The following is an 18283-nucleotide window of genomic DNA, read 5'->3' as shown; positions in this document are numbered from 1 at the left end:
CGGCATGAGCGACGACGCATCCGCCAAGATCCCGAACATCGGCAAGAAGGCCAAGGACCTCAACGAGGTCATCCGGTACACCCTGTGGTCCGTCTTCAGGCTGCGCGACGTACTGCCCGGCGACACCGACCGCCCCCGCCTCGCCGCCGAGGTCCAGGAGCTCTTCGACCAGCTGGCCGCCAAGGACGTCACCATCCGCGGCACCTACGACGTCTCGGGCCTGCGCGCCGACGCCGATCTCATGATCTGGTGGCACGCCGAGACCGCCGAGCAGCTTCAGGAGGCCTACAACCTCTTCCGCCGCACCGGCCTCGGCCGCGCCCTGGAACCGGTCTGGTCGAACATGGCGCTGCACCGCCCGGCCGAGTTCAACCGCTCCCACATCCCGGCCTTCCTCGCCGACGAGACCGCCCGCGACTACGTCAGCGTCTACCCCTTCGTCCGCTCCTACGACTGGTACCTGCTGGCCGACGAGGACCGCCGCCGGATGCTCGCCGACCACGGCAAGATGGCGCGCGGCTACCCGGACGTCCGCGCCAACACGGTGGCCTCGTTCTCGCTCGGCGACTACGAGTGGATCCTCGCCTTCGAGGCCGACGAGCTCCACCGCATCGTCGATCTCATGCGCCATCTGCGGGCCTCCGAGGCCCGGATGCACGTCCGCGAGGAGGTGCCCTTCTACACCGGGCGCCGCCGCAGCGTCGCCGAACTCGTGGACGCGCTGGCCTGATCCGCCGCACCGGGCCCGGCGGCCTCCTGACCGGGGCCCGCCGGGCGCGGGAGGCCGCAACTCCCGCCGCGCGCGCCCCGGTTCACTCCCCGCGCCGTACGTCGAAGTGGGCCCGGCCGCCGGTGGCCAGCGGACGCGGCTCGGGGTGCGGGGCGCAGCTCGTGTCGGCGGCGGGGAGGCGGCCCGCCACCAGGTAGTCGTCGAGGTGGCGGTTGACGCAGTCGTTCGGGCCGCCGCCGAGGCCGGTCATCCCCGCGTCCCGCTCGGTCACCAGCACCGAACCGGCCAGCCGCCGCCGCAGTTCGCGCGCCCCGGCGAGCGGGGCGACCGCGTCCTGCTCGGCCGCCAGGATCAGCGTCGGCGGCAGGGTGCCGCGCGCGGAGTCCAGGGCCTGCGCGGCACCGGCGGCCCCCACGTCGACGGGCCGCCGCGCCGTCACCGGCCAGCTCGCGCAGGGCAGATGGGCCCAGGTGTGCGCCCAGGCCGCGAACGGGGCGGTTCTCGCCAGCCGCGTCGCGTCCCGGTCCCAGGTCGCCCAGTCGCGCGGCCAGGCGCTGTCCTGGCACCGCACGGCCGCGGTCACCGCCGCCGCGTTCTCCCGCTCCGCCGCCGCCTCCGGCACGGGCGCGGCCTGCTGGATCAGGAACTCCCGCTCCCCGTGCGCCCAGGCCGCGAGCGCGGTGGCCCGGATCGGCCAGTAGTCGTCGTAGAAGACCGTCTTGGCGAAGGCGGCCTGGAGCTGGGCCGGGCCCACCGTGCCCTCCGCGGGCTTCTTCGCCAGCTCCTCGCGCACCCCGTCGTAGCGGTGCTGCACGGCCTCGGCGGTGGTGCCGAGTCCGTAGGCCTCGTCATGGCGTGCCACCCAGTCGAGGAAGTCGTGCCAGCGCCGCTCGAAGGCGGCGCTCTGGCGCAGCGAGTCCGGGTAGCCCACCCGCCCCGGCGCGGGATCCGGCGCCGAGTCGAAGACCATCCGGCGCACATGCCCGGGGAAGAGGCTCGCGTGGACCGCGCCGACATAGCCGCCGTAGGAGACGCCCATGAAGGTCAGCCGCCGCTCGCCGAGGGCCGCGCGCAGCACGTCGAGGTCGCGGGCGCCGGTCTCGGTGGAGAACTGCTTCAGTCCGGTGCCCGCGGAGCGCAGGCAGCCCGCCGCGTAGGCGGTGGCGCGGGCGCGGGCCCCGGCCTTGAACACCGCGTCCGGCCGCTGCGGGGCCGCGGTGGGCGCGTCGGCGGGGTCCTGGCAGGAGAGGCCGCCGTCCGCGCCCACCCCGCGCGGGGTGTAGCCCACCAGGTCGTAGGCGGAGTGCACGCGCTGCCAGGAGCCGAGGCCCGCGGCCATCGGGAAGTAGAGGCCGGAGGAGCCCGGCGTGCCGGTCTGGAAGACCAGCGCGCCCTGCCGCCGGACCGGTTTGCCCCCGGCGTCCGCCCCGGAGGCCCGCGCCCGGCTGACGGTGAGCGGGAGCCTTCGGCCGCCGGGGCGCGCGTAGTCCACCGGCACCGAGACCGTGCCGCACTCCACCGGGGGCTCCAGGTGGTACCGCTCCGGGCACGGGCCGAAGCGGATGCCCGCGGCGGCGGACTGCCGGGCGGCCTCGGCGGTGCCCGCCGCCAGTCGCTCGGCCGCGCTCGGCCGGGGCGCGGCGCCGGGCTGGGCGGGGGCCGTCGCGGCGGCGGTGAGGAGCAGGGAGCCGGTGACTGCCACGAGGGCGGCGGTGCGCATCGCTCGGCCTCATCCCTTCGGTCCGGTGAGACGCCCGAAGCGGGCGGACGGGAACAGAAGGGATGCTTGGGGGAGGGGCCGGGGAAGTAAAGGACCCCGGGTCCCTTGTCCGCTCAAAGAGTGCGCGGTGCCGCCGAACGCACCGCGAAGGCCGCCCGCAGCTGCGGATCGCCCGCCGCGCCGGTGCCGCGCAGCGCCACCTCGGTGAGCGCGGCCCCGCTGCCCCTGCCACCGGACGGCAGCTCGGCGAGGAGCCGCCGGCCCGCCTGGGAGGCCCAGCGGGTGTACGGATAGGTCTCGAAGCGGGCGATGCCCAGCGAGCAGAGGCTCAGCAGCAGCGGCAGCGCGAACCAGCTCAGCAGGTCACCGCCGGGCGCGCCCCGGCCCGGCGCGAGGACCGCGGCCGCCGCGAGGACCGGCACCGCGAGGGCCACCGCCCTGACCTGGCGCACCGCCCCGGCGACGGTGCCGCGTGAGGACTCGGGCACCGCGAGCCCGGCGCGCACCAGGGTGTCCGCCAGCTCCCGTACCGGCGGTGCGGCGGCCGCGGCCGTGCGGACCTCGGCGATCGGCGACTGGCCGCCGGGGCCCACCGCCTCGATGACAGCCGCCTCCATCGGGTCCCTGGCCTCCTGGTCGACCACGGTGGCCCAGCCGGTGTGCGCGAGCAGCATCCGGCGCTCGTACGCCATGGAGACCAGGGTCAGTTCGGCTGCCCGGTGCGGACCGCCGGAGAGGAACGCGGCCTCGTACAGGGTCAGTTCGCGGCGGGTGCCGGGCCCCGCGTCCGCGGCCGCGGCGCGTACCGCCGCCAGGCACAGCCGGATGCAGGACACGAGGGCCGCCACACAGGCGAGAAGGAGGAAGAGCAGCCACAGCATGGCCGAGTTCTACGCGAAGCGGGCCCCCGGGCGCCACGGTTTCTTCACCTCGGGTGCCGGAATGTGGCGCTTGGCACAGGGAAGTCGGGTGCCGGTGGCCTTGTCCGGCATCCGCGCCGCCGCCCGCCTCCGCGCCCGTACGGTGCGCTGCCGAGCGGCCCGGTCTACGAGGATCCGCCGCCGCAGCCCCCGCCACCCCCGCCGCCTCCGCAGGACGAACCGGAGGAACCGCAGGAGGACCCTCCGCACGAGGAGCCCGAGCCGCCGCCGCAGGAGCCCCCGGAGGCGCCCGAGCAGGAGGAGCCGCCGCAACTGCTGCCGCCGCAGGAAGAGCCGCCTCCGCCGCACCAGTTGACCTCCCCGGCGACCACCAGCGGTGTGCCGTACGCGGCGCCCTGAGCGCTGCCGGACAGCGCGGCCGGGCGGACCCGCTCGCGCAGCGCCCGCAGCAGGATGGCGCGCAGCGCCGGATCGGGCAGGGCGCTCGGGCCGCGGACCGCGACCAGCGCCACCAGGTCCACGGCCGGGGCCCCGCTCGCCGCGAAGGCGCGCAGCGCCCGGCGCCCGGTGGTGGTCAGCGAGCCCCGGGCCCGCAGCAGCGAGACGAAGCCGAGGACGGTGCCGAAGACGAGGGCGGGCAGCACGGTGAGGACGAACGGCACCGGCGAGTCGGCGTCCAGCCGCACGTACTGCACCACCGTCAGCAGGACCGCCAGCGGGAAGCCCAGCAGGCAGCCCACCGTGTGCACCAGCGCCCAGCGGCGCAGCGGGCGCAGCGCCCCCGGCGGCACCAGGAGCCCGCGCGCGGCGAGCCCGTCGCCGAGCGCCTGGACCTGCGGGCCCCGCATCACACCCGTACGCACCCAGTGCAGCGCGCCGCTCGGGGCGAGGGCGTGGGCGTCGAGCACGGACTGCTCGACCGGGTGCCGGACCTCGGCGCGCCGCACCCCGAGCAGGCCCGGCTCCGCCACGGCGAGCCGCCCGTCCAGGTGCATGGCGACCACGACGGTGTCCGCCACCCGGCCGGGACCGCCCGCGAGGAAGGCCGCCTCCAGGACGTCCCGGGCGGACTCCCCGGGCGCGGCGGCCGAGGAGCGCGCCCGGTGCAGGCCGGTCAGGAGCCGGACGGCTGAGCCGAGGACCAGGACGTAGACCAGGGCTGTCAGGTACGCCATCTCCTCACCGCCCGGCGAGTACGGAGCGGGCGGCCCGGCGCAGCCTCGCCAGCGGCCGGGCGGACCGGGGCCGCGGCCCCTCCCGCTCCAGCCACCAGTCGCGCAACTCCCCGCGCGCGGTGGCCTCTTCGGGCCCGCCGGCCAGCAGCAGGTGCTCGGCGAAGTCCAGCGCGTCCCGCCGGTAGCCGCCGGCCATCGGCCGCGCCTGGGCATAGCCGAGGAAGGCCGCGCGGTACCCGGCGCCCAGGATCACCGGCAGCTCCGGCGCCACCTTCGCGACCACATCCGCCCGCTTGGCGGCCAGGGCGCGGCTCTGCACGGTGAGCCGGTTCCGGTCGAAGCCCTCGGGCGCGGGGGTGCCCGCCACCAGCGCGGAGAGCAGGGCGGTCTGCGCGAGCGCGAGACGCTGACGGGCGGCTTCGGGGACGGGGGACGGGGTGGCGGGTGGTGCCGGGATCGAGGTGGTGGAGGCTTCCGGGGGAGCCGCGGTCCCGAAGTCGGCGGGCTGAGCGGTCGGTTCGGATGATTCGGAGGTGGTGGGCTGAGCGGCGGCCGCGGGGGTGGTGGGACGGGCAGCGGCCTCAGGGGTGAGGGGCCGGGTACCCGCGCCGGTGCCGATTCCGTTGCTGGAGACGGCAGTTGGTACGCGCCCCGCTGCCGAGGTGCCTGCGACGGCCTGGGCGGTGGTAAGCCGGGTGCCGATTCCCTTGCCGCTGGCGGCAGTTGGTTCCCGTACGGCTGCGGAGGTGCCGGTGACAGCCTCGGCGGTGGTGGTGGGCCGGATGCCCTTGCCGGTGCCGATTCCCTTGCCGGTGGCGGCAGTTGCCTCCCTCGGCGCCGCCGAGGTGTCGGCCGCGGCCCTCGCCCCGGGCGCCCCCGCCTCCCGTACCGTCCGGGTCATGTCCGCCAACTCCCGCTCCAGGGCCGCCGGTTCGGGGAAGTTCTCGTCGCGTTCCAGGAGTACGCCGGGCGGGGTGACCCGGGAGGCGAGGGCGGCGAGGACGTCGAGCACCGCGGGCGGTACGGGGTGGGCGTGCGAGTCGTGCCAGACGCCGTCCCGTTCGAAGCCGCCCGCCACATGCACATAGGCCAGCGCCTCCAGGGGCAGGGCGTCCAGCGCCTCGGCCGGGTCCTCGCCGCGGTTGACGTGGTTGGTGTGCAGGTTCGCCACGTCGATGAGCAGCCGTACGCCGGTGCGCTCGGCCAGCTCGTAGAGGAACTGACCCTCCGTCAACTCCTCGTCGGGCCAGGAGAAGAGCGCCGCGATGTTCTCCACGGCCAGCGGTACCGGCAGCTGGGCCTGGGCGATGCGGACGTTCTCGCAGAGCACGTCCAGCGCCTCGCGGGTGCGCGGCACCGGCAGCAGGTGCCCGGCCTCCAGCGGCGGCGAGGCGGTGCGCGCGCCCCCGGCGCGGACGAAGGCGATGTGCTCGGTCACCAGCGGCGAGCCGAGGCTCTCGGCCCGGGCGGCGAGGGCGGCGAGGCGCTCCTCGTCGGGGCGTTCGGCGCCGCCGAGACCGAGACCGACGCCGTGCGGGACGACGGTGACCCCGCGCTCCCGCAGCCGCGCCAGGGACGGCGGCAGATGGCCGGGGCAGAGGTTCTCCGCGACCGCCTCCACCCAGTCGATGCCGGGCATCGCCTCCACCGCCTCGGCGATTTCCGGCCGCCAGCCGATGCCCGTACCCAGTCGCTCCATCTGTCTCTCCGTCCCCCGGTGTCCCGACAGGCCCGGGCGCTGCAGCTGCCGCGCCCGGGTCGTCCTGAGCCTCTTCTCGCCCCGTGGGCGAGGGCCGAACCCACAGGCAGGGACGTTCAGAGCTACATTTGAGGTTCCCCGCGCCCGCGCAGCACCGGTAGATCGGCGACCACCGTCGCGGAGCCGGGCGCGACCTCGGTGAACCCGGCGTCCCGCACCAACGGCAGCCCCGCACCGGCGAGTTCACGCCACCGTGCCGCGCTCGCCTCCCGTACCGCCAGGGCGAAGCCCCGCTCCCGCCACTGTGCGCGCTCCGCCTCGTCCAGCTCCCACCAGGCCAGCTGCGCGGCATGCCCCGCCTGCGCCATCGCCTTCCCGGCGGACATGGTGATCCCCGGATTCAGCCAGAGCACCGGCGTCGAGGGGTCCGGTACCGGCGGGGTGGCGGCCGGGTCCAGTTCGGTGCCCGAGACCTGGAGCACCGCCAGCTCCTTCGGCCAGCCGTCCAGCGGCACCGGCGGGAAGACCCGCACCTCGGCGGAGCCCTGGGTCACCGTGATGCCGGGCAGCGCCCGCGCCTTGCGCCAGCCCGCGCCGCGCGCCCGGCGCACCACCTTGCGGATCCGCGCGTCCTGCCAGCGGCGCACCGCCTCGGCCCACTCGCCCGCCCCGCGTGCCCGGGCGTCGTCGAGCAGCACGAGGACCGCGCGGGCGGCGGCCTCCAGGGCGTCGGTACGGTCCGGGGGCGCGGTCTTCTCCAGGCGCACCACGAGCGGGAGCACGAACTGCTCCTCCTGGTCGCGGGAGTTGCCGTCCGGCTCGAAGGGGGAGTCCTGCGGGGTCGCGGGGGCGGTGTCTTCGCTGCTCACGGGAGAAGTCTGCCAGCCCGCCGGGGCCACCCACCGGCCGCCGCGGACCACGGGGGAGGATGGGCCCATGAAGCACGGACCCGCCCGCGGGCACCGCCGCCTGGTGGGAGCCGGACGCCGCTACGGCCGCCGCGGCCCCTGGGTGCTGCGCGGGGTGGACCTGGCCGCGGAACCCGGCACCCTGGTCCGCGTCGAGGGCGCCAACGGCACCGGAAAATCCACCCTGTTGCGCCTGCTCGCCGGACTCGACACCCCCACCGAGGGCCGCGCCCTCGGCCGCCCCAGGACCGCCTACGTACCCGAACGCTTCCCCGCCGGGCTGCCGTTCACCTTCGGCGGCTACCTGGTCCACATGGGCCGGGTGCACGGACTCGGCACCGCCGCGGCCACCCGCCGGGCGCGCGACTGGACGGAGCGCTTCGGCGCCGGGCCCTACTGGGGGGCGCCGCTGGCCGAACTCTCCAAGGGCAGCAGCCAGAAGGCCGCCGTCGTCCAGGCGCTGATGGCCGCCCCCGAACTGCTCGTCCTGGACGAGGCCTGGACCGGCCTCGACACCGCCGCCCGCGCCGAACTCGACCTGGCGGTACGGGAACTCACCACCGCGGGCTCGGCCGTGGTCTGCGTCGACCACCACCCCGAGCGCCTCGCGGAGTCGGTGGACCTGCGCTGCACACTCGGGGCGGACGGCGGCCTCGTCCGCCTTGCGCCGTCCGGGGCGGGGGCGGTGGGGCGGTCGGGTTCCCTGAGGACGGGGGCCGGGGGAGCGGCGGACACCCCGGTGACCGTCGACGCCGGGCCTGAAGTCGAGGCCGAGGCCGAGGTCGAGGTCGATGTCGAGCCTGAAGTCGAGGTCGAGGTCGATGTCGAGCCTGAAGTCGAGGTCGAGGTCGAGGCGCAGGGTCCGCCCGGTGCCGTGGCGCCGCCCCGGGCGGTCACGGGAGCGCCGGGCGACGACCACCGCTCGGTACCGGTCCGGGCCCGACTCGGCTCCCACGGAAGGTGGTTGCTCACGGTCCCGGCCACCGCCTCGGACGCCCTGCTGCGCACCCTCCTCGGCGCCGACCCGCCCTGGCACGTCGTACGCCTCACTCCACGCCCCTCGGCACCGGAGGCCGCGCGCACCCCCGCGCCTGCACCGGCGCGCACGCCCGTACCCGACCCCGCGCCTACGCCCGCACCCGACCCGGCGCGCACGCCTACGCCCGACCTCGCGCACGCGCCCGCACCCGACCCCGCACGCACGCCCGCGCCCGAGGACCTCCCCGCGCCCGCGCCCGAATCAGCCACCGCGCCCGCGCCTGCCCCCGAGCCCGCCCCCGCCCCCCCCGCCCCCGAGCCCGGTTCCGCCCCCACCGAGGCGCTGGCGAGGAGGAAGGCACGATGACGGCCCTCCTGCGCTACCACTGCGCCCTGCTGCTGCGTTCGCAGCGGCTGATCGCGCCGCTGCTCTGCTATGCCGCCGTGCTCGCCATCGGGGTCCGTTCCGGGGAGCCGGTCCTGGACTCGCTGGGCTGGACGGCGGCCGCGCTGGTACCGGTGGCGGCCTGGACGGCGCGGATCTGTGCGACCGGCGAACCGGCCGCGGCGCGCGCCTGCGGTGCGGCGGCGGCCGGTCCCCGGCGGGTCCAACTGGCCTGCCTGCTGACCGCCCTGCTGACTTCCTGCCTCCTCGGGGCGCTGGCCACCGGGTTCGTCGCGATGATCGGCGAGGCTGCCGCCAACGATCACCGCACCCCGGTGGGACGGCTGCCCGCGGCCCTCGCCGGGCTGTGCACCGTGCTGGTCTGCGCCCTGGTCGGCACCGCGGTCGGCGCGCTGACCTCCTGGCCGCTCGTACGGTCCACCGGGCGGGCGGTCACCGCGCTGACCGGAGCCGTGGTGCTCGCCCTCGTCCTCGCGGGCTCTCCGGCCCGTACCGCGATCACCGCGATGGTGACGGGCTCCCGGCAAGGCAGTGTGCCCGCGCCCGTGGTCCCGCTGCTGCTCGCCGCCCTCCTCGCGGGCGCCGCGGCCGCCACCACCTGCTGGGCGAGCGCACGCCGCGGCTGATCCCGGGGGCTCGCCCCCGAGCGGTGCACCGGGGCTCGTACTTCAGCGATGCCGGGACTTGTCCCTCGACGACGGACCGGGGATCGCCCCCGGCGCCAACCCCTCCGCCAAGCCTCAGCCGGAGCACGCGGCCCGCTGCGCCTCCTGCCACTCGCACACGGGGCACAGGGTGATCCCGCGCCGGGACTCCGGGTACTTGGTGGGCTCCCGGCACAGCACGCACTCGGCGAAGGCCTCCGGGGCGCCCGCCCCGTCGCCCGCCGCCTCCGTGCCGTCCGCGCCCGTATCCGGCCTCGCGGCCGGGGGCGCGCCCTCCAACTGCCCATCGCCCGCGCAGTAGTCGCTCATGCCCGCCAGCGTACGAGGACGCCGCCGGGCCGCTCGCCTCGGTGGTCCGGTCCGCGGAACGGGGCCGAGACGCAAGGGGCGCGGCGCCCCCCGGAGGGAACGCCGCGCCCGTACTGCTCCACCGCTCCGCGGTGCTGTGCCCGCTCAGGCGCGGGCGGTGACCTTCACGGGTTCGGTGTCCGTGTCGCTGTGCCGTTCCGCCCAGTTCTCCAGGGCGGTGCGGCAGGCGTGGTCGAGGTGGTGGACCTGGGAGAGGTCCAGCTCGACCGGCCGGTCCTGCGGCAGGGACTCCAGGCTGTCCAGGATCTTCGGCAGCCTCAGGAAGGTCGCGTTGCCGGTGAGGTGCGCCTGCACCGGGCCCGCTCCCTTGTCGATGATCTCCAGCCGGACGTGCGAGGCCTCCCAGGCGGTCTTGGCGACCGCGAGGGCGAGGCCGATCAGGACACCCTCGAACATGTTGATCGCCACGATCGCGACCGCGGTCACGACCAGGATCACCGCCTCGCTGCGGTGCTCCCGCCACAGCGAGCGCAGCCCCTGGAGCGGGATCAGCTTGAAGCCCGCGTGCACCAGGACGCCCGCGAGCGCGGGGATCGGGATGATGCCGAGCGCCGCCGGGAGCAGCGCGGCGAAGAGCAGCAGCCAGACGCCGTGCATCACCCGGGAGGCCTTGGTACGCGCCCCGGCCTGCACATTGGCCGCGCTGCGCACGATCACCGCGGTCATCGGCAGGGCGCCGAGGATCCCGCAGATCGTGTTGCCGACGCCCTGGGCCATCAGCTCCTTGTCGTAGTGGGTCCGCGGACCGTCGTGCAGCCGGTCCACGGCCGCCGCGCTGAACAGGCTCTCCGCGGAGGCGATCAGCGTGAAGGCGAGGATGGTGCTCAGCAGCGCGAGGCTGCCCAGCTCCCCGAACTCACCGAGCCCCGGCGGCTGTACGGAGTCGACGAGCCCCTGGACCTCCACCTCCGCCACCGGCAGCGAGAAGCCGAGCGAGACGAGCACGGCCAGCGCGACGGCGGCGAGCGGCCCCGGCACCACCCGTACCTTGGCGGGCAGGTGCTTCCAGAGCACGAGCACCGCGATGGTGCCCGCGCCGAGCAGCAGCGAGGCGCGCGCGCCGGAGGAGCCCACGGAGTCCGCGAGCAGTTCCGGCAGCCCGGTGATCTTGTCGATGCCGGTCTCGGGGGCCTTGGCGCCGGCCATCGAGTACAGCTGCCCGGCGATCAGGACGAGCCCGATGCCCGCGAGCATCCCCTCGACCACCGCGACCGAGATGGCCCGGAACCAGCGGCCCCAGCGCAGGGCGCCCATCACCAGCTGGAGCAGCCCGGTGGCGAGCACGATCACGCCGAGCACCGGGAGCCCGAACTCCTGCACCGCCTCGTAGACGAGCACGGTGAGACCGGCCGCGGGGCCGGAGACCTGGAGGCTGCTGCCCGGCAGCAGACCGGTGACGATGCCGCCGACGATGCCGGTGATCAGACCGATCTCGGCCGGTACCCCGGAGGCCACCGCCACGCCGACGCACAGCGGCAGCGCGACCAGGAAGACCACCAGGGAGGCGGTGAAGTCCTGCCGGAACAGGGAGGATTCGACGTAGCGGGAGAGCTTCACGGGGCCGCTCACAGCGCCACGAAGGAGTCGGTCTCGCCCTGGTGGGCGAAGACATTGCCGGTGTGCACCTCGTAGTACCAGGCGTGCACCCGCAGTTTCCCGCTCTCCACCCGGCTGCTGACGCACGGGTAGGAGAGCAGCCGAAGGAGCTGGGCGAGCACATGGTGCTGCACCGCCTCGGCCACGGCCGGGTCCCGCGGGGCCTCGCCCGAGGGCTGGTCGGCGGCGTGCGCGAGCCAGTCGCGCACGGCCGGTACGGCGGTCAGGTCGTCGCCGCGCACCAGCGCGCCGACCGCTCCGCAGTGCGAGTGCCCGCAGACCACGATGTCCTGCACGCCGAGCACCTCCACCGCGTATTCGATGGTGGCCGCCTCGGAGGTGGGGCCGCGGTCGTAGGGCGGCACGATGTTGCCGGCCGTGCGCAGTTCGAAGAGTTCACCGGGGCGGGCGCCGGTGATCAGGGCCGGGACCACCCGGGAGTCCGAGCAGGTGATGAAGAGGGCCTGGGGTGACTGGCCGACGGCCAGCCGTGCGAAGTCCTCGCCGTGCGCGGCACCGGTGCGCGGGAAGGATCGTGCGTGATCGATGAGGGGCTGCATGTCAGTTGCCTCCTGGGGGCGCGCCCTGGCGCGGACGCGTCGACAAGTACGGGGGGCGTAGCACTGGCAAGCGGGCATGGGTGAGCGTCCCGGCGCACGGCGCTTCGTGGGCGCGTACGGGGGCGGGGCGGTCCGTGATGGGGAACCCGGCCGACCGGAACGGTCCTGACCCGGTTTCAGCTCAGCAGAGGAAGACCTGCAGGGCCGCCGCGCGTGCGGTGTTGCTCGCGGCGGTCGGCCGGTGCGGGCTGAGGACAGGCGGCGGGACGTCCGCGGCGGCCAGGGTCCAGATGACCTTGCCGGGGTCCGGGTTCTGCCCGGTGCCGGGCTCGGGCGCCTCGTCGGCGCGCAGCCGGTCGCTGCGGAAACGTACCCGCGGGTCCTTGTCGGGGAGTTCCTCGGACTCCCCGGGAGCCGGGTGCGCCTGGTGGAACCCCGCGCCCGCCATGGCCGGAGCCGTGCACGGAGCGGCGGTCGCCGCCGGGGCGGCGAACACCTGGAGCACGGCGACCAGGGCGGCGAACAGCACCAGGAGCGCGCGGACGCGTGGCAGACGCATGGTCGTCCTCTCCTGCTCTCCTGGTCGGTGCGGCGGGTCACGGGCGCGGGGGAGCCGGGCCGCTCGGACGCGGCGGAAAGATCCCCCGTAGCGAGACGCTAGCGTGCCGCAGTGCTGCGGTGGTTAACGCGAGGTTTCGCTTCATTGCATCACGCAGGGTGCCCGACACGGGCACAAGGAGCAGGTCAGGCCACATATTGCACAATGTTGACCGAGACGTGACCGTGATCTGGCCGAGATGAACGCCCCTGCCGCTACTCAGCCGTTGACTAGCACTTTCCCCTCCCGGGCCAGCGAGGTCAGCCGGGACAGGGCGCGCAGGTACTTCTTGCGGTACCCGCCCCGGAGCATCTCCTCGCCGAACAGCCGGTCGAAGGGCAGCCCGGAGGCGAGCACCGGGACCTCCCGGTCGTAGAGCCGGTCGGCGAGCACCACCAGCCGCAGCGCGGTCGCCTGGTCGGGCACCGGCCGCACATCGGTCAGGCACACCGCCCGCAGCCCGTCGGTGAGCGCCCCGTACCGGCTCGGGTGCACCCGGGAGAGATGGTCGAGCAGGTGCGGGAAGTCGTCGAGCGAGGCGCCCTCGGTCGCGTACGCGGCCCGGGTCACCTCGGCGTCGGTGTACGGCCGCGGGGCCTCGGGCAGCCCGCGGTGGCGGTAGTCCTCGCCGTCGATCCTGAGGGTGCGGAAGTGCGCCGCGAGGCCCTGGATCTCGCGCAGGAAGTCGGCCGCGGCGAAGCGGCCCTCGCCGAGCCTGCCGGGTAGCGTGTTCGAGGTCGCCGCGAGGGCCACCCCGGAGTCGACGAGTCTGCCGAGCAGCGAGGAGACGAGGACGGTGTCGCCCGGGTCGTCCAGCTCGAACTCGTCGATGCAGAGCAGCTGGTGGCCGCCGAGCGTCCGCACGGTCTGCTGGAAGCCGAGGGCGCCCACCAGGTTCGTCAGCTCCACGAAGGTGCCGAAGGCCTTCTGCTCCGGCGCGGCCGGGGCCGCGTGCCACAGCGAGGCGAGCAGATGGGTCTTGCCGACGCCGTAGCCGCCGTCCAGATAGACCCCGCGCGGGCCGGCGGGCGCCGCCTTCCTGCCGCGCCCGCCGAACCAGCGCCGCTTCCCGGCACCGCTCGCGTGCGCGCCGCCGAGCCCCGCGGCGAAGGCGCCGAGCACCTCGACGGCCTCGTGCTGGCTCGGCTGACCGGGGCCCGGGACGTAGCTGGCGAAGCGGACCGCGTCGAAGCGGGGCGGCGGCACCAGCTCGGCGACCAGCCGGTCGGCCGGCACCCGCGGTGCGCGGGCGCACAGCGAGAGCGGGGAGTCGCCGGCCGAGGGAGCGGGGGCGGGGGTGGAGGACACGCCTACCGACTCTAGAGGCTGCCGCCGCTCCCGGCCGGGGCGCCCGCGGCGGGGCGGAACCGGCGCCGCCGCGGGCGCGGCCCCGGGCGTGCCACGCGAGCCGGGCGGGCTCCGGTGGACCGGCCCTGACCTCGTGCGAGACTGCACGCCATGCGACGCCTGTTTCCTGTGACCGACGAGACAGCGGACCGCGGGGGAGGCCCGCCGCCCGGCGACCGCGAGTGGGACCCGGTGGAGATCGCCGGGGCGTACGCGTATCCGGAGGGGCCGGGGCCCTGGCTGCGGGCCAACATGGTCTCCTCGCTCGACGGCGCCGCCCAGCACGAGGGCCGCTCCGAGGCGCTGTCCTGCAAGGCGGACATGCGGATCTTCGGCGCGCTGCGCGGGATCGCCGACGCCGTGGTGGTGGGCGCCGAGACGGTGCGCAAGGAGGATTACCGGCCGGCCAGGGCGCGGCAGGTATTCGCCCCGCTGCGGGCGGCGCGCGGGCAGGGCCCGGCCCCGGTGATCGCCGTGGTCAGCGCGAGCCTGGACCTGGACTTCGGCCGCCCGCTGTTCACCGAGGCGCCGGTGCCCACCCTGCTGCTGACCGGCGCCGGGGCGCCCGCCGACCGGATCGCCGCGGCGGAGGCGGCCGGTGTCGAGGTGGTGGTCGCGGGGCAGGCGGTGGGCGTGGATCCGCGGCGGATGGTGACGGAACTCGCGGAACGGGGGCTGACCAGGCTGCTCACCGAGGGAGGGCCCCGGCTGCTCGGGCAGCTGGTGGCCGCCGATGTGCTGGACGAGCTGTGCCTGACGCTCGCGCCGGTGCTCACGGCGGGGGACGCGCAGCGGATCGGGGGCGGACCTTCGATGGACGTGCCAAAACGATTCACCCTGGCTTCGGTGATCGAGGAGGCCGGCTTCCTGTTCACCCGATACCGTCGCACCTGACGCTGAACGGAATTCAGAATTCCGTTTTGCCGCTTTGCATGACAAGACTCGCAGTCCCCGTGCCCGCACGGGGCAGGATGGTTTCCGCCAGGGCCGAGGGCCCGCGGAAGGAAGGGCGCCGACGTGTTCACGAGCGTACTGATGATCGAGAAGGCCCTGACGTCCGCAGACGTGGAGTTCGTCACCACCCTGCACGGCGACGAGCCGGTGCGCTTCCACCTCCTCCTCCAGCCGCGCGGGGACCAGGCCGACCGGCTCCTGCGCGCGCTCGACGACGTGGCGCTCGGCGAGATCGACCAGGTGACCCGGGAGGCCGAGACCCCCGAGGGCGAGGAGGCGCTCGCCCCCGCCGAACAGGCCCTGGAGGTCTCGCTCACCGCGCTGCGCCAGGCCGGCTGCGAGGCGGGCGGCCGCCTGATCGAGGACCACCCCCTGGACGCCCTGAAGGCCCTGGTCGACGAGATCTCCGCGGACGAGGTCATCGTGCTGACCGACCCGCACTACGTGGAGGAGTTCTTCCACCGCGACTGGGCCTCCCGCGCCCGGCACCGGGTCGGCGTGCCGGTGCTCAAGCTCTTCTCCCACAGCAAGGCCTGAGCCTCTTCCGCACAGGCGGCGGCGCCCTCGGACACCCGGTGCCACCGGGGCGGTCGTGGGGGCCGCGTCCCGGGCGGAAGGCTTAGGCTGGGGCCCGCTCCGCCCTCGTGGGCACCGCTCGTCACCCCTGGGAGAACTCGCATGGCACCCGGCCTTCCCCCCGCCATGGACCGACCGCACTTCATCGGTATCGGCGGAGCCGGAATGTCCGGGATCGCCAAGATCCTCGCGCAGCGCGGCGCCAAGGTGGCGGGCAGCGACGCCAAGGACTCCCCGGTCACCGAGGCGCTGCGGGCACTCGGCGCGACCGTCCACCTCGGCCACGACGCCTCCCACCTCGCCGAGGACGCCAGCAGCGTGGTCGTCTCCTCCGCCATCCGCGAGGACAACCCGGAGCTGGCCCGCGCCGCCGAGCTGGGCATCCCCGTCGTCCACCGCTCCGACGCCCTCGCGGCCCTGATGACCGGCCTGCGCCCGCTCGCGGTCGCGGGCACCCACGGCAAGACGACCACCACCTCGATGCTCGCCGTCGCGCTGACCACCCTCGGCCTGGACCCCTCGTACGCGATCGGCGGCGACCTGGACCTGCCCGGCTCCAACGCCCGGCACGGCGAGGGCGAGATCTTCGTCGCCGAGGCCGACGAGAGCGACCGCAGCTTCCACAAGTACGCCCCCGAGGTCGCCGTCGTCCTCAACGTCGAGCTGGACCACCACGCCAACTACGCCTCCCTGGACGAGATCTACGAGTCCTTCGAGACCTTCGCCGACCGCGTCGTGCCCGGCGGCACCCTGGTCGTCTGCGCCGACCACGCGGGCGCCCGCGAGCTGACCCGGCGGCTGAGCGGGGTCCGGGTGGTCACCTACGGTGAGGCCGAGGACGCCGACGTACGGGTGCTCTCGGTGGTCCCGCAGGGGCTGAAGAGCGAGGTCACCGCGGTGCTCGACGGCCAGGAGCACGTCTTCGCCGTCTCGGTGCCCGGCCGCCACTACGCCCTCAACGCGGTCGCCGCCCTCGCGGCGGGCGCGGCCCTCGGCGTCCCGGCCGCCGAGCTCGCCACCGCCCTCGGCTCGTACACCGGCGTCAAGCGCCGCCTCCAGCTCAAGGGCGAGGCGGGCGGCGTACAGGTCATCGACTCCTACGCGCACCACCCCACCGAGATGGCGGCGGACCTGGAGGCGATGCGCGCCGCGGCCGGGGACGGCCGCATCCTGGTGGTCTTCCAGCCGCACCTCTTCTCCCGCACCCAGGAACTGGGCACCGAGATGGGCCAGGCCCTCGCCCTCGCGGACGCCTCGCTGGTCCTCGACATCTACCCGGCCCGCGAGGACCCGATCCCCGGCGTCACCAGCGCGCTGATCACCGAGGCCGCCCGTGCCGCGGGCGGCGAGGTCACCGCCCTGCCCGCGAAGGAGGGGGTGCCCGAGGCGGTCGCGGGAATGGCGAAGCCCGGTGATCTCGTTCTCACCATGGGCGCGGGTGATGTGACCGACCTGGGCCCGCTGATCCTTGACCGACTGGCGAAGTGAGGACCGAGACCATGGGCTACGAGGTCGACAAGACCGAGGAACAGTGGCGTGCCGAGCTGAGCCCCGCGGAGTACACGGTGCTCCGGCAGGCCGGGACCGAGCCCGCCTTCACGGGTGAGTACACCGACACCAAGACCGAGGGCGTCTACTCCTGCCGCGCCTGCGGGGCCGAACTCTTCACCTCGGGGACCAAGTTCGCCTCCCACTGCGGCTGGCCGAGCTTCTTCGACCCGAAGGACTCGGACGCCGTCGAGCTCATCGAGGACCGCTCGCACGGCATGCTGCGCACCGAGGTCCGCTGCGCGAAGTGCGGCTCCCACCTGGGGCATGTCTTCGAGGGCGAGGGCTATCCGACGCCCACCGACCAGCGGTACTGCATCAACAGCATCTCGCTGCGGCTGAGCCCCGAGGCGTAGCCGGGCGGCCCCGAGTCGGTCGGCCCCGAGCCGGGCGGCCCCGGCCGGGTGGGGCCTGGGGCGTGGCCGGGGCGCGCCGCCGGGCCCGCCTCAGGGCAGCCGCGTCCAGCCGGAGGGTGCGCGCCAGTGGCCCCCGGCGCGCAGATGGGCCACCGCGGCGCGCTCCAGGCTGGTGCGCTGCGGCAGCTGTTCCAGCGGCTGGCCGGTGTGGCGGAAGACGAACTCCAGGATGGAGCCGTCGCGTTCCTCCTCCTGACCGGCGTACAGCTCCCAACGGCGCATGAACCGCACCACGTTGGACTCCTCGGGCAGATACGCGGCCAGCTGCGGATCGAGCAACCAGGAGTGGCAGACGGCGAGTTCGGCCCCGTGCTCCGGGAAGTGCGCGGCGAAGAAGGGGCGGGCCCGCGCGAAGGAGGAGTCGCAGGCCTCGGCGCTGATCGGGCCGCCCACCGCCGGGATGTGCACGCTCAGCACCGGCCTGCCCTCCCAGCGGGACAGCTCGAACTGCAGCCGCCCGAGCCGGTGGATCGCCCCGCGCAGATGCAGTGTCAGCCACCCCGGTACGTGCACCCCGCCGCGCCCGTACTTGTGGCGGTGGATGTCCAGCACCTCCCCGAGCTGCCCGAGGGTCTCCCAGGAGGACTCCTCGGGGATCCCCCGGGCGGCGTGGAAGCGCAGCGTCGCGGGGAGGGTCGCCAGGTAGAGGAGGACCAGGTAGTAGCGGGCTCCCGCGCCGTGCTCATCCGGCAGCACCGGGAAGGTGTCCTGGCCGCTCGGTTCGCCCATGCCGTCGAGGAGCACCTGGTGGGCCCGGTCGAGGATCCAGCGCAGTACGGGGTCGGCGGCCGCGGCGGGCAGGGCCGCGAGGATCTCCTCCCGGTCCTCGGCGGCGACCCGGAGCCGGTCGAGGAGGACGCGTGCCTCCTCGGGGCCGGGCAGCTCCGGCGGTCGCGCCGGGGGGCCGGTCTCGGCGAGGCGCCGCAGCCAGGCGTCGTCCCGGTCCATGCCGAGCCGCTCGGCGACCGACTGTGCGGTGAGTTCCATGCCCGTATTCTTCACGGCCGCCCGGACGGCCTTCGCTCCCGGGGCTGTCCCGGGGCGGTCAGTGCTTCAGCGCAGCCGGTCGGTGCGGGGCGGCGGGCCGAGGAGCGTCCGCCGCATCACCGCCGATCAGGGCCGGACGCGGGGAATTCCCGGGCCGGCGCGGATTTCCG

18 protein-coding genes are annotated in these 18283 nt (G+C 75.2%); 7 read left to right on the top strand and 11 right to left on the bottom strand.

The genetic code is table 11. The features are described 5' to 3' along the window. Positions 1 to 4: 4 nt before the first annotated feature. Complete coding sequence (gene hemQ, locus MID12_RS03005; RefSeq protein WP_040246566.1) at positions 5 to 730, top strand: hydrogen peroxide-dependent heme synthase; 726 nt, start codon at positions 5 to 7, stop codon at positions 728 to 730. Positions 731 to 812: 82 nt separating this feature from the next. Here hemQ and MID12_RS03000 read toward each other — a convergent pair whose 3' ends face one another. The 5 genes from MID12_RS03000 to MID12_RS02980 all read right to left on the bottom strand — a co-directional run bounded on the left by MID12_RS03000 (position 813) and on the right by MID12_RS02980 (position 7074). Then, a complete protein-coding gene (locus tag MID12_RS03000; RefSeq protein ID WP_263164693.1) occupies positions 813 to 2450 on the bottom strand; it encodes an alpha/beta hydrolase in 1638 nt (545 codons plus the stop codon). A gap of 113 nt (positions 2451 to 2563) precedes the next feature. Continuing rightward, positions 2564 to 3331: a TIGR04222 domain-containing membrane protein gene (locus tag MID12_RS02995; RefSeq protein WP_263164692.1), complete on the bottom strand. Its 768-nt coding sequence runs from the start codon at positions 3329 to 3331 to the stop codon at positions 2564 to 2566. A gap of 164 nt (positions 3332 to 3495) precedes the next feature. Continuing rightward, a complete protein-coding gene (locus tag MID12_RS02990) occupies positions 3496 to 4506 on the bottom strand; it encodes a TIGR04222 domain-containing membrane protein (protein WP_263164691.1) in 1011 nt (336 codons plus the stop codon). A 4-nt stretch (positions 4507 to 4510) separates the two neighbouring features. Next, complete coding sequence (locus MID12_RS02985; RefSeq protein ID WP_263164690.1) at positions 4511 to 6205, bottom strand: DUF692 family multinuclear iron-containing protein; 1695 nt, start codon at positions 6203 to 6205, stop codon at positions 4511 to 4513. Between the two features lie 122 nt (positions 6206 to 6327). Further along, a complete protein-coding gene (locus MID12_RS02980; RefSeq protein WP_263164689.1) occupies positions 6328 to 7074 on the bottom strand; it encodes an aminoacyl-tRNA hydrolase in 747 nt (248 codons plus the stop codon). Between the two features lie 67 nt (positions 7075 to 7141). Between MID12_RS02980 and MID12_RS32365 the strand changes: the two genes are divergently transcribed. Continuing rightward, the gene (locus MID12_RS32365; protein ID WP_411576897.1) at positions 7142 to 8458 is read left to right on the top strand and encodes an ATP-binding cassette domain-containing protein; all 1317 of its coding nucleotides are present in this window, start codon (positions 7142 to 7144) and stop codon (positions 8456 to 8458) included. Further along, entirely contained in the window at positions 8455 to 9123 is a 669-nt protein-coding gene (locus tag MID12_RS02970; protein WP_263164688.1) for an ABC transporter, read from the top strand. The genes MID12_RS32365 and MID12_RS02970 overlap by 4 nt, the downstream gene beginning before the upstream one ends. Positions 9124 to 9237: 114 nt before the next feature. On the opposite strand, the gene MID12_RS02965 is transcribed toward MID12_RS02970, so the two are convergent. The 5 genes from MID12_RS02965 to zapE all read right to left on the bottom strand — a co-directional run bounded on the left by MID12_RS02965 (position 9238) and on the right by zapE (position 13593). After that, positions 9238 to 9471 carry a hypothetical protein gene (locus MID12_RS02965; protein WP_263164687.1) on the bottom strand — a complete coding sequence of 78 codons (234 nt, stop codon included), beginning with the start codon at positions 9469 to 9471 and terminating at the stop codon, positions 9238 to 9240. 144 nt (positions 9472 to 9615) lie between these two features. After that, positions 9616 to 11100, bottom strand: a complete 1485-nt coding sequence (locus MID12_RS02960) for a SulP family inorganic anion transporter (RefSeq protein ID WP_263164686.1) — start codon at positions 11098 to 11100, stop codon at positions 9616 to 9618. Then, on the bottom strand, positions 11097 to 11687 hold the full coding sequence (locus tag MID12_RS02955) for a carbonic anhydrase (RefSeq protein ID WP_040246555.1): 591 nt from the start codon (positions 11685 to 11687) through the stop codon (positions 11097 to 11099). The genes MID12_RS02960 and MID12_RS02955 overlap by 4 nt, the downstream gene beginning before the upstream one ends. A 181-nt stretch (positions 11688 to 11868) precedes the next feature. Further along, positions 11869 to 12246, bottom strand: coding sequence for a hypothetical protein (locus MID12_RS02950; RefSeq protein ID WP_040246554.1), 378 nt, complete (start codon positions 12244 to 12246; stop codon positions 11869 to 11871). Positions 12247 to 12504: 258 nt separating this feature from the next. Then, positions 12505 to 13593: a cell division protein ZapE gene (gene zapE / locus MID12_RS02945; protein ID WP_263164685.1), complete on the bottom strand. Its 1089-nt coding sequence runs from the start codon at positions 13591 to 13593 to the stop codon at positions 12505 to 12507. Between the two features lie 150 nt (positions 13594 to 13743). Here zapE and MID12_RS02940 point away from each other — a divergent pair, with 150 nt between their 5' ends. From MID12_RS02940 to msrB, 4 genes are all read left to right on the top strand, one after another. Beyond that, positions 13744 to 14526, top strand: coding sequence for a pyrimidine reductase family protein (locus tag MID12_RS02940; RefSeq protein ID WP_263164684.1), 783 nt, complete (start codon positions 13744 to 13746; stop codon positions 14524 to 14526). A gap of 123 nt (positions 14527 to 14649) precedes the next feature. Beyond that, positions 14650 to 15123: a hypothetical protein gene (locus MID12_RS02935; protein WP_040246548.1), complete on the top strand. Its 474-nt coding sequence runs from the start codon at positions 14650 to 14652 to the stop codon at positions 15121 to 15123. Between the two features lie 141 nt (positions 15124 to 15264). After that, complete coding sequence (murC, locus tag MID12_RS02930) at positions 15265 to 16650, top strand: UDP-N-acetylmuramate--L-alanine ligase (RefSeq protein ID WP_263164683.1); 1386 nt, start codon at positions 15265 to 15267, stop codon at positions 16648 to 16650. Between the two features lie 11 nt (positions 16651 to 16661). Next, positions 16662 to 17066 carry a peptide-methionine (R)-S-oxide reductase MsrB gene (gene msrB, locus MID12_RS02925; protein ID WP_040246545.1) on the top strand — a complete coding sequence of 135 codons (405 nt, stop codon included), beginning with the start codon at positions 16662 to 16664 and terminating at the stop codon, positions 17064 to 17066. A 90-nt stretch (positions 17067 to 17156) separates the two neighbouring features. Here msrB and MID12_RS02920 read toward each other — a convergent pair whose 3' ends face one another. Further along, complete coding sequence (locus MID12_RS02920) at positions 17157 to 18113, bottom strand: acyltransferase domain-containing protein (protein WP_263164682.1); 957 nt, start codon at positions 18111 to 18113, stop codon at positions 17157 to 17159. Positions 18114 to 18283 lie beyond the last annotated feature (170 nt).

This window comes from Streptomyces sp. SCSIO ZS0520 (assembly GCF_025643355.1).
GTDB lineage: Bacteria > Actinomycetota > Actinomycetes > Streptomycetales > Streptomycetaceae > Streptomyces > Streptomyces physcomitrii.
The sequence above is the reverse complement of the archived record's forward strand: the minus strand, read 5'-3'. Positions and strand labels throughout refer to the sequence as shown.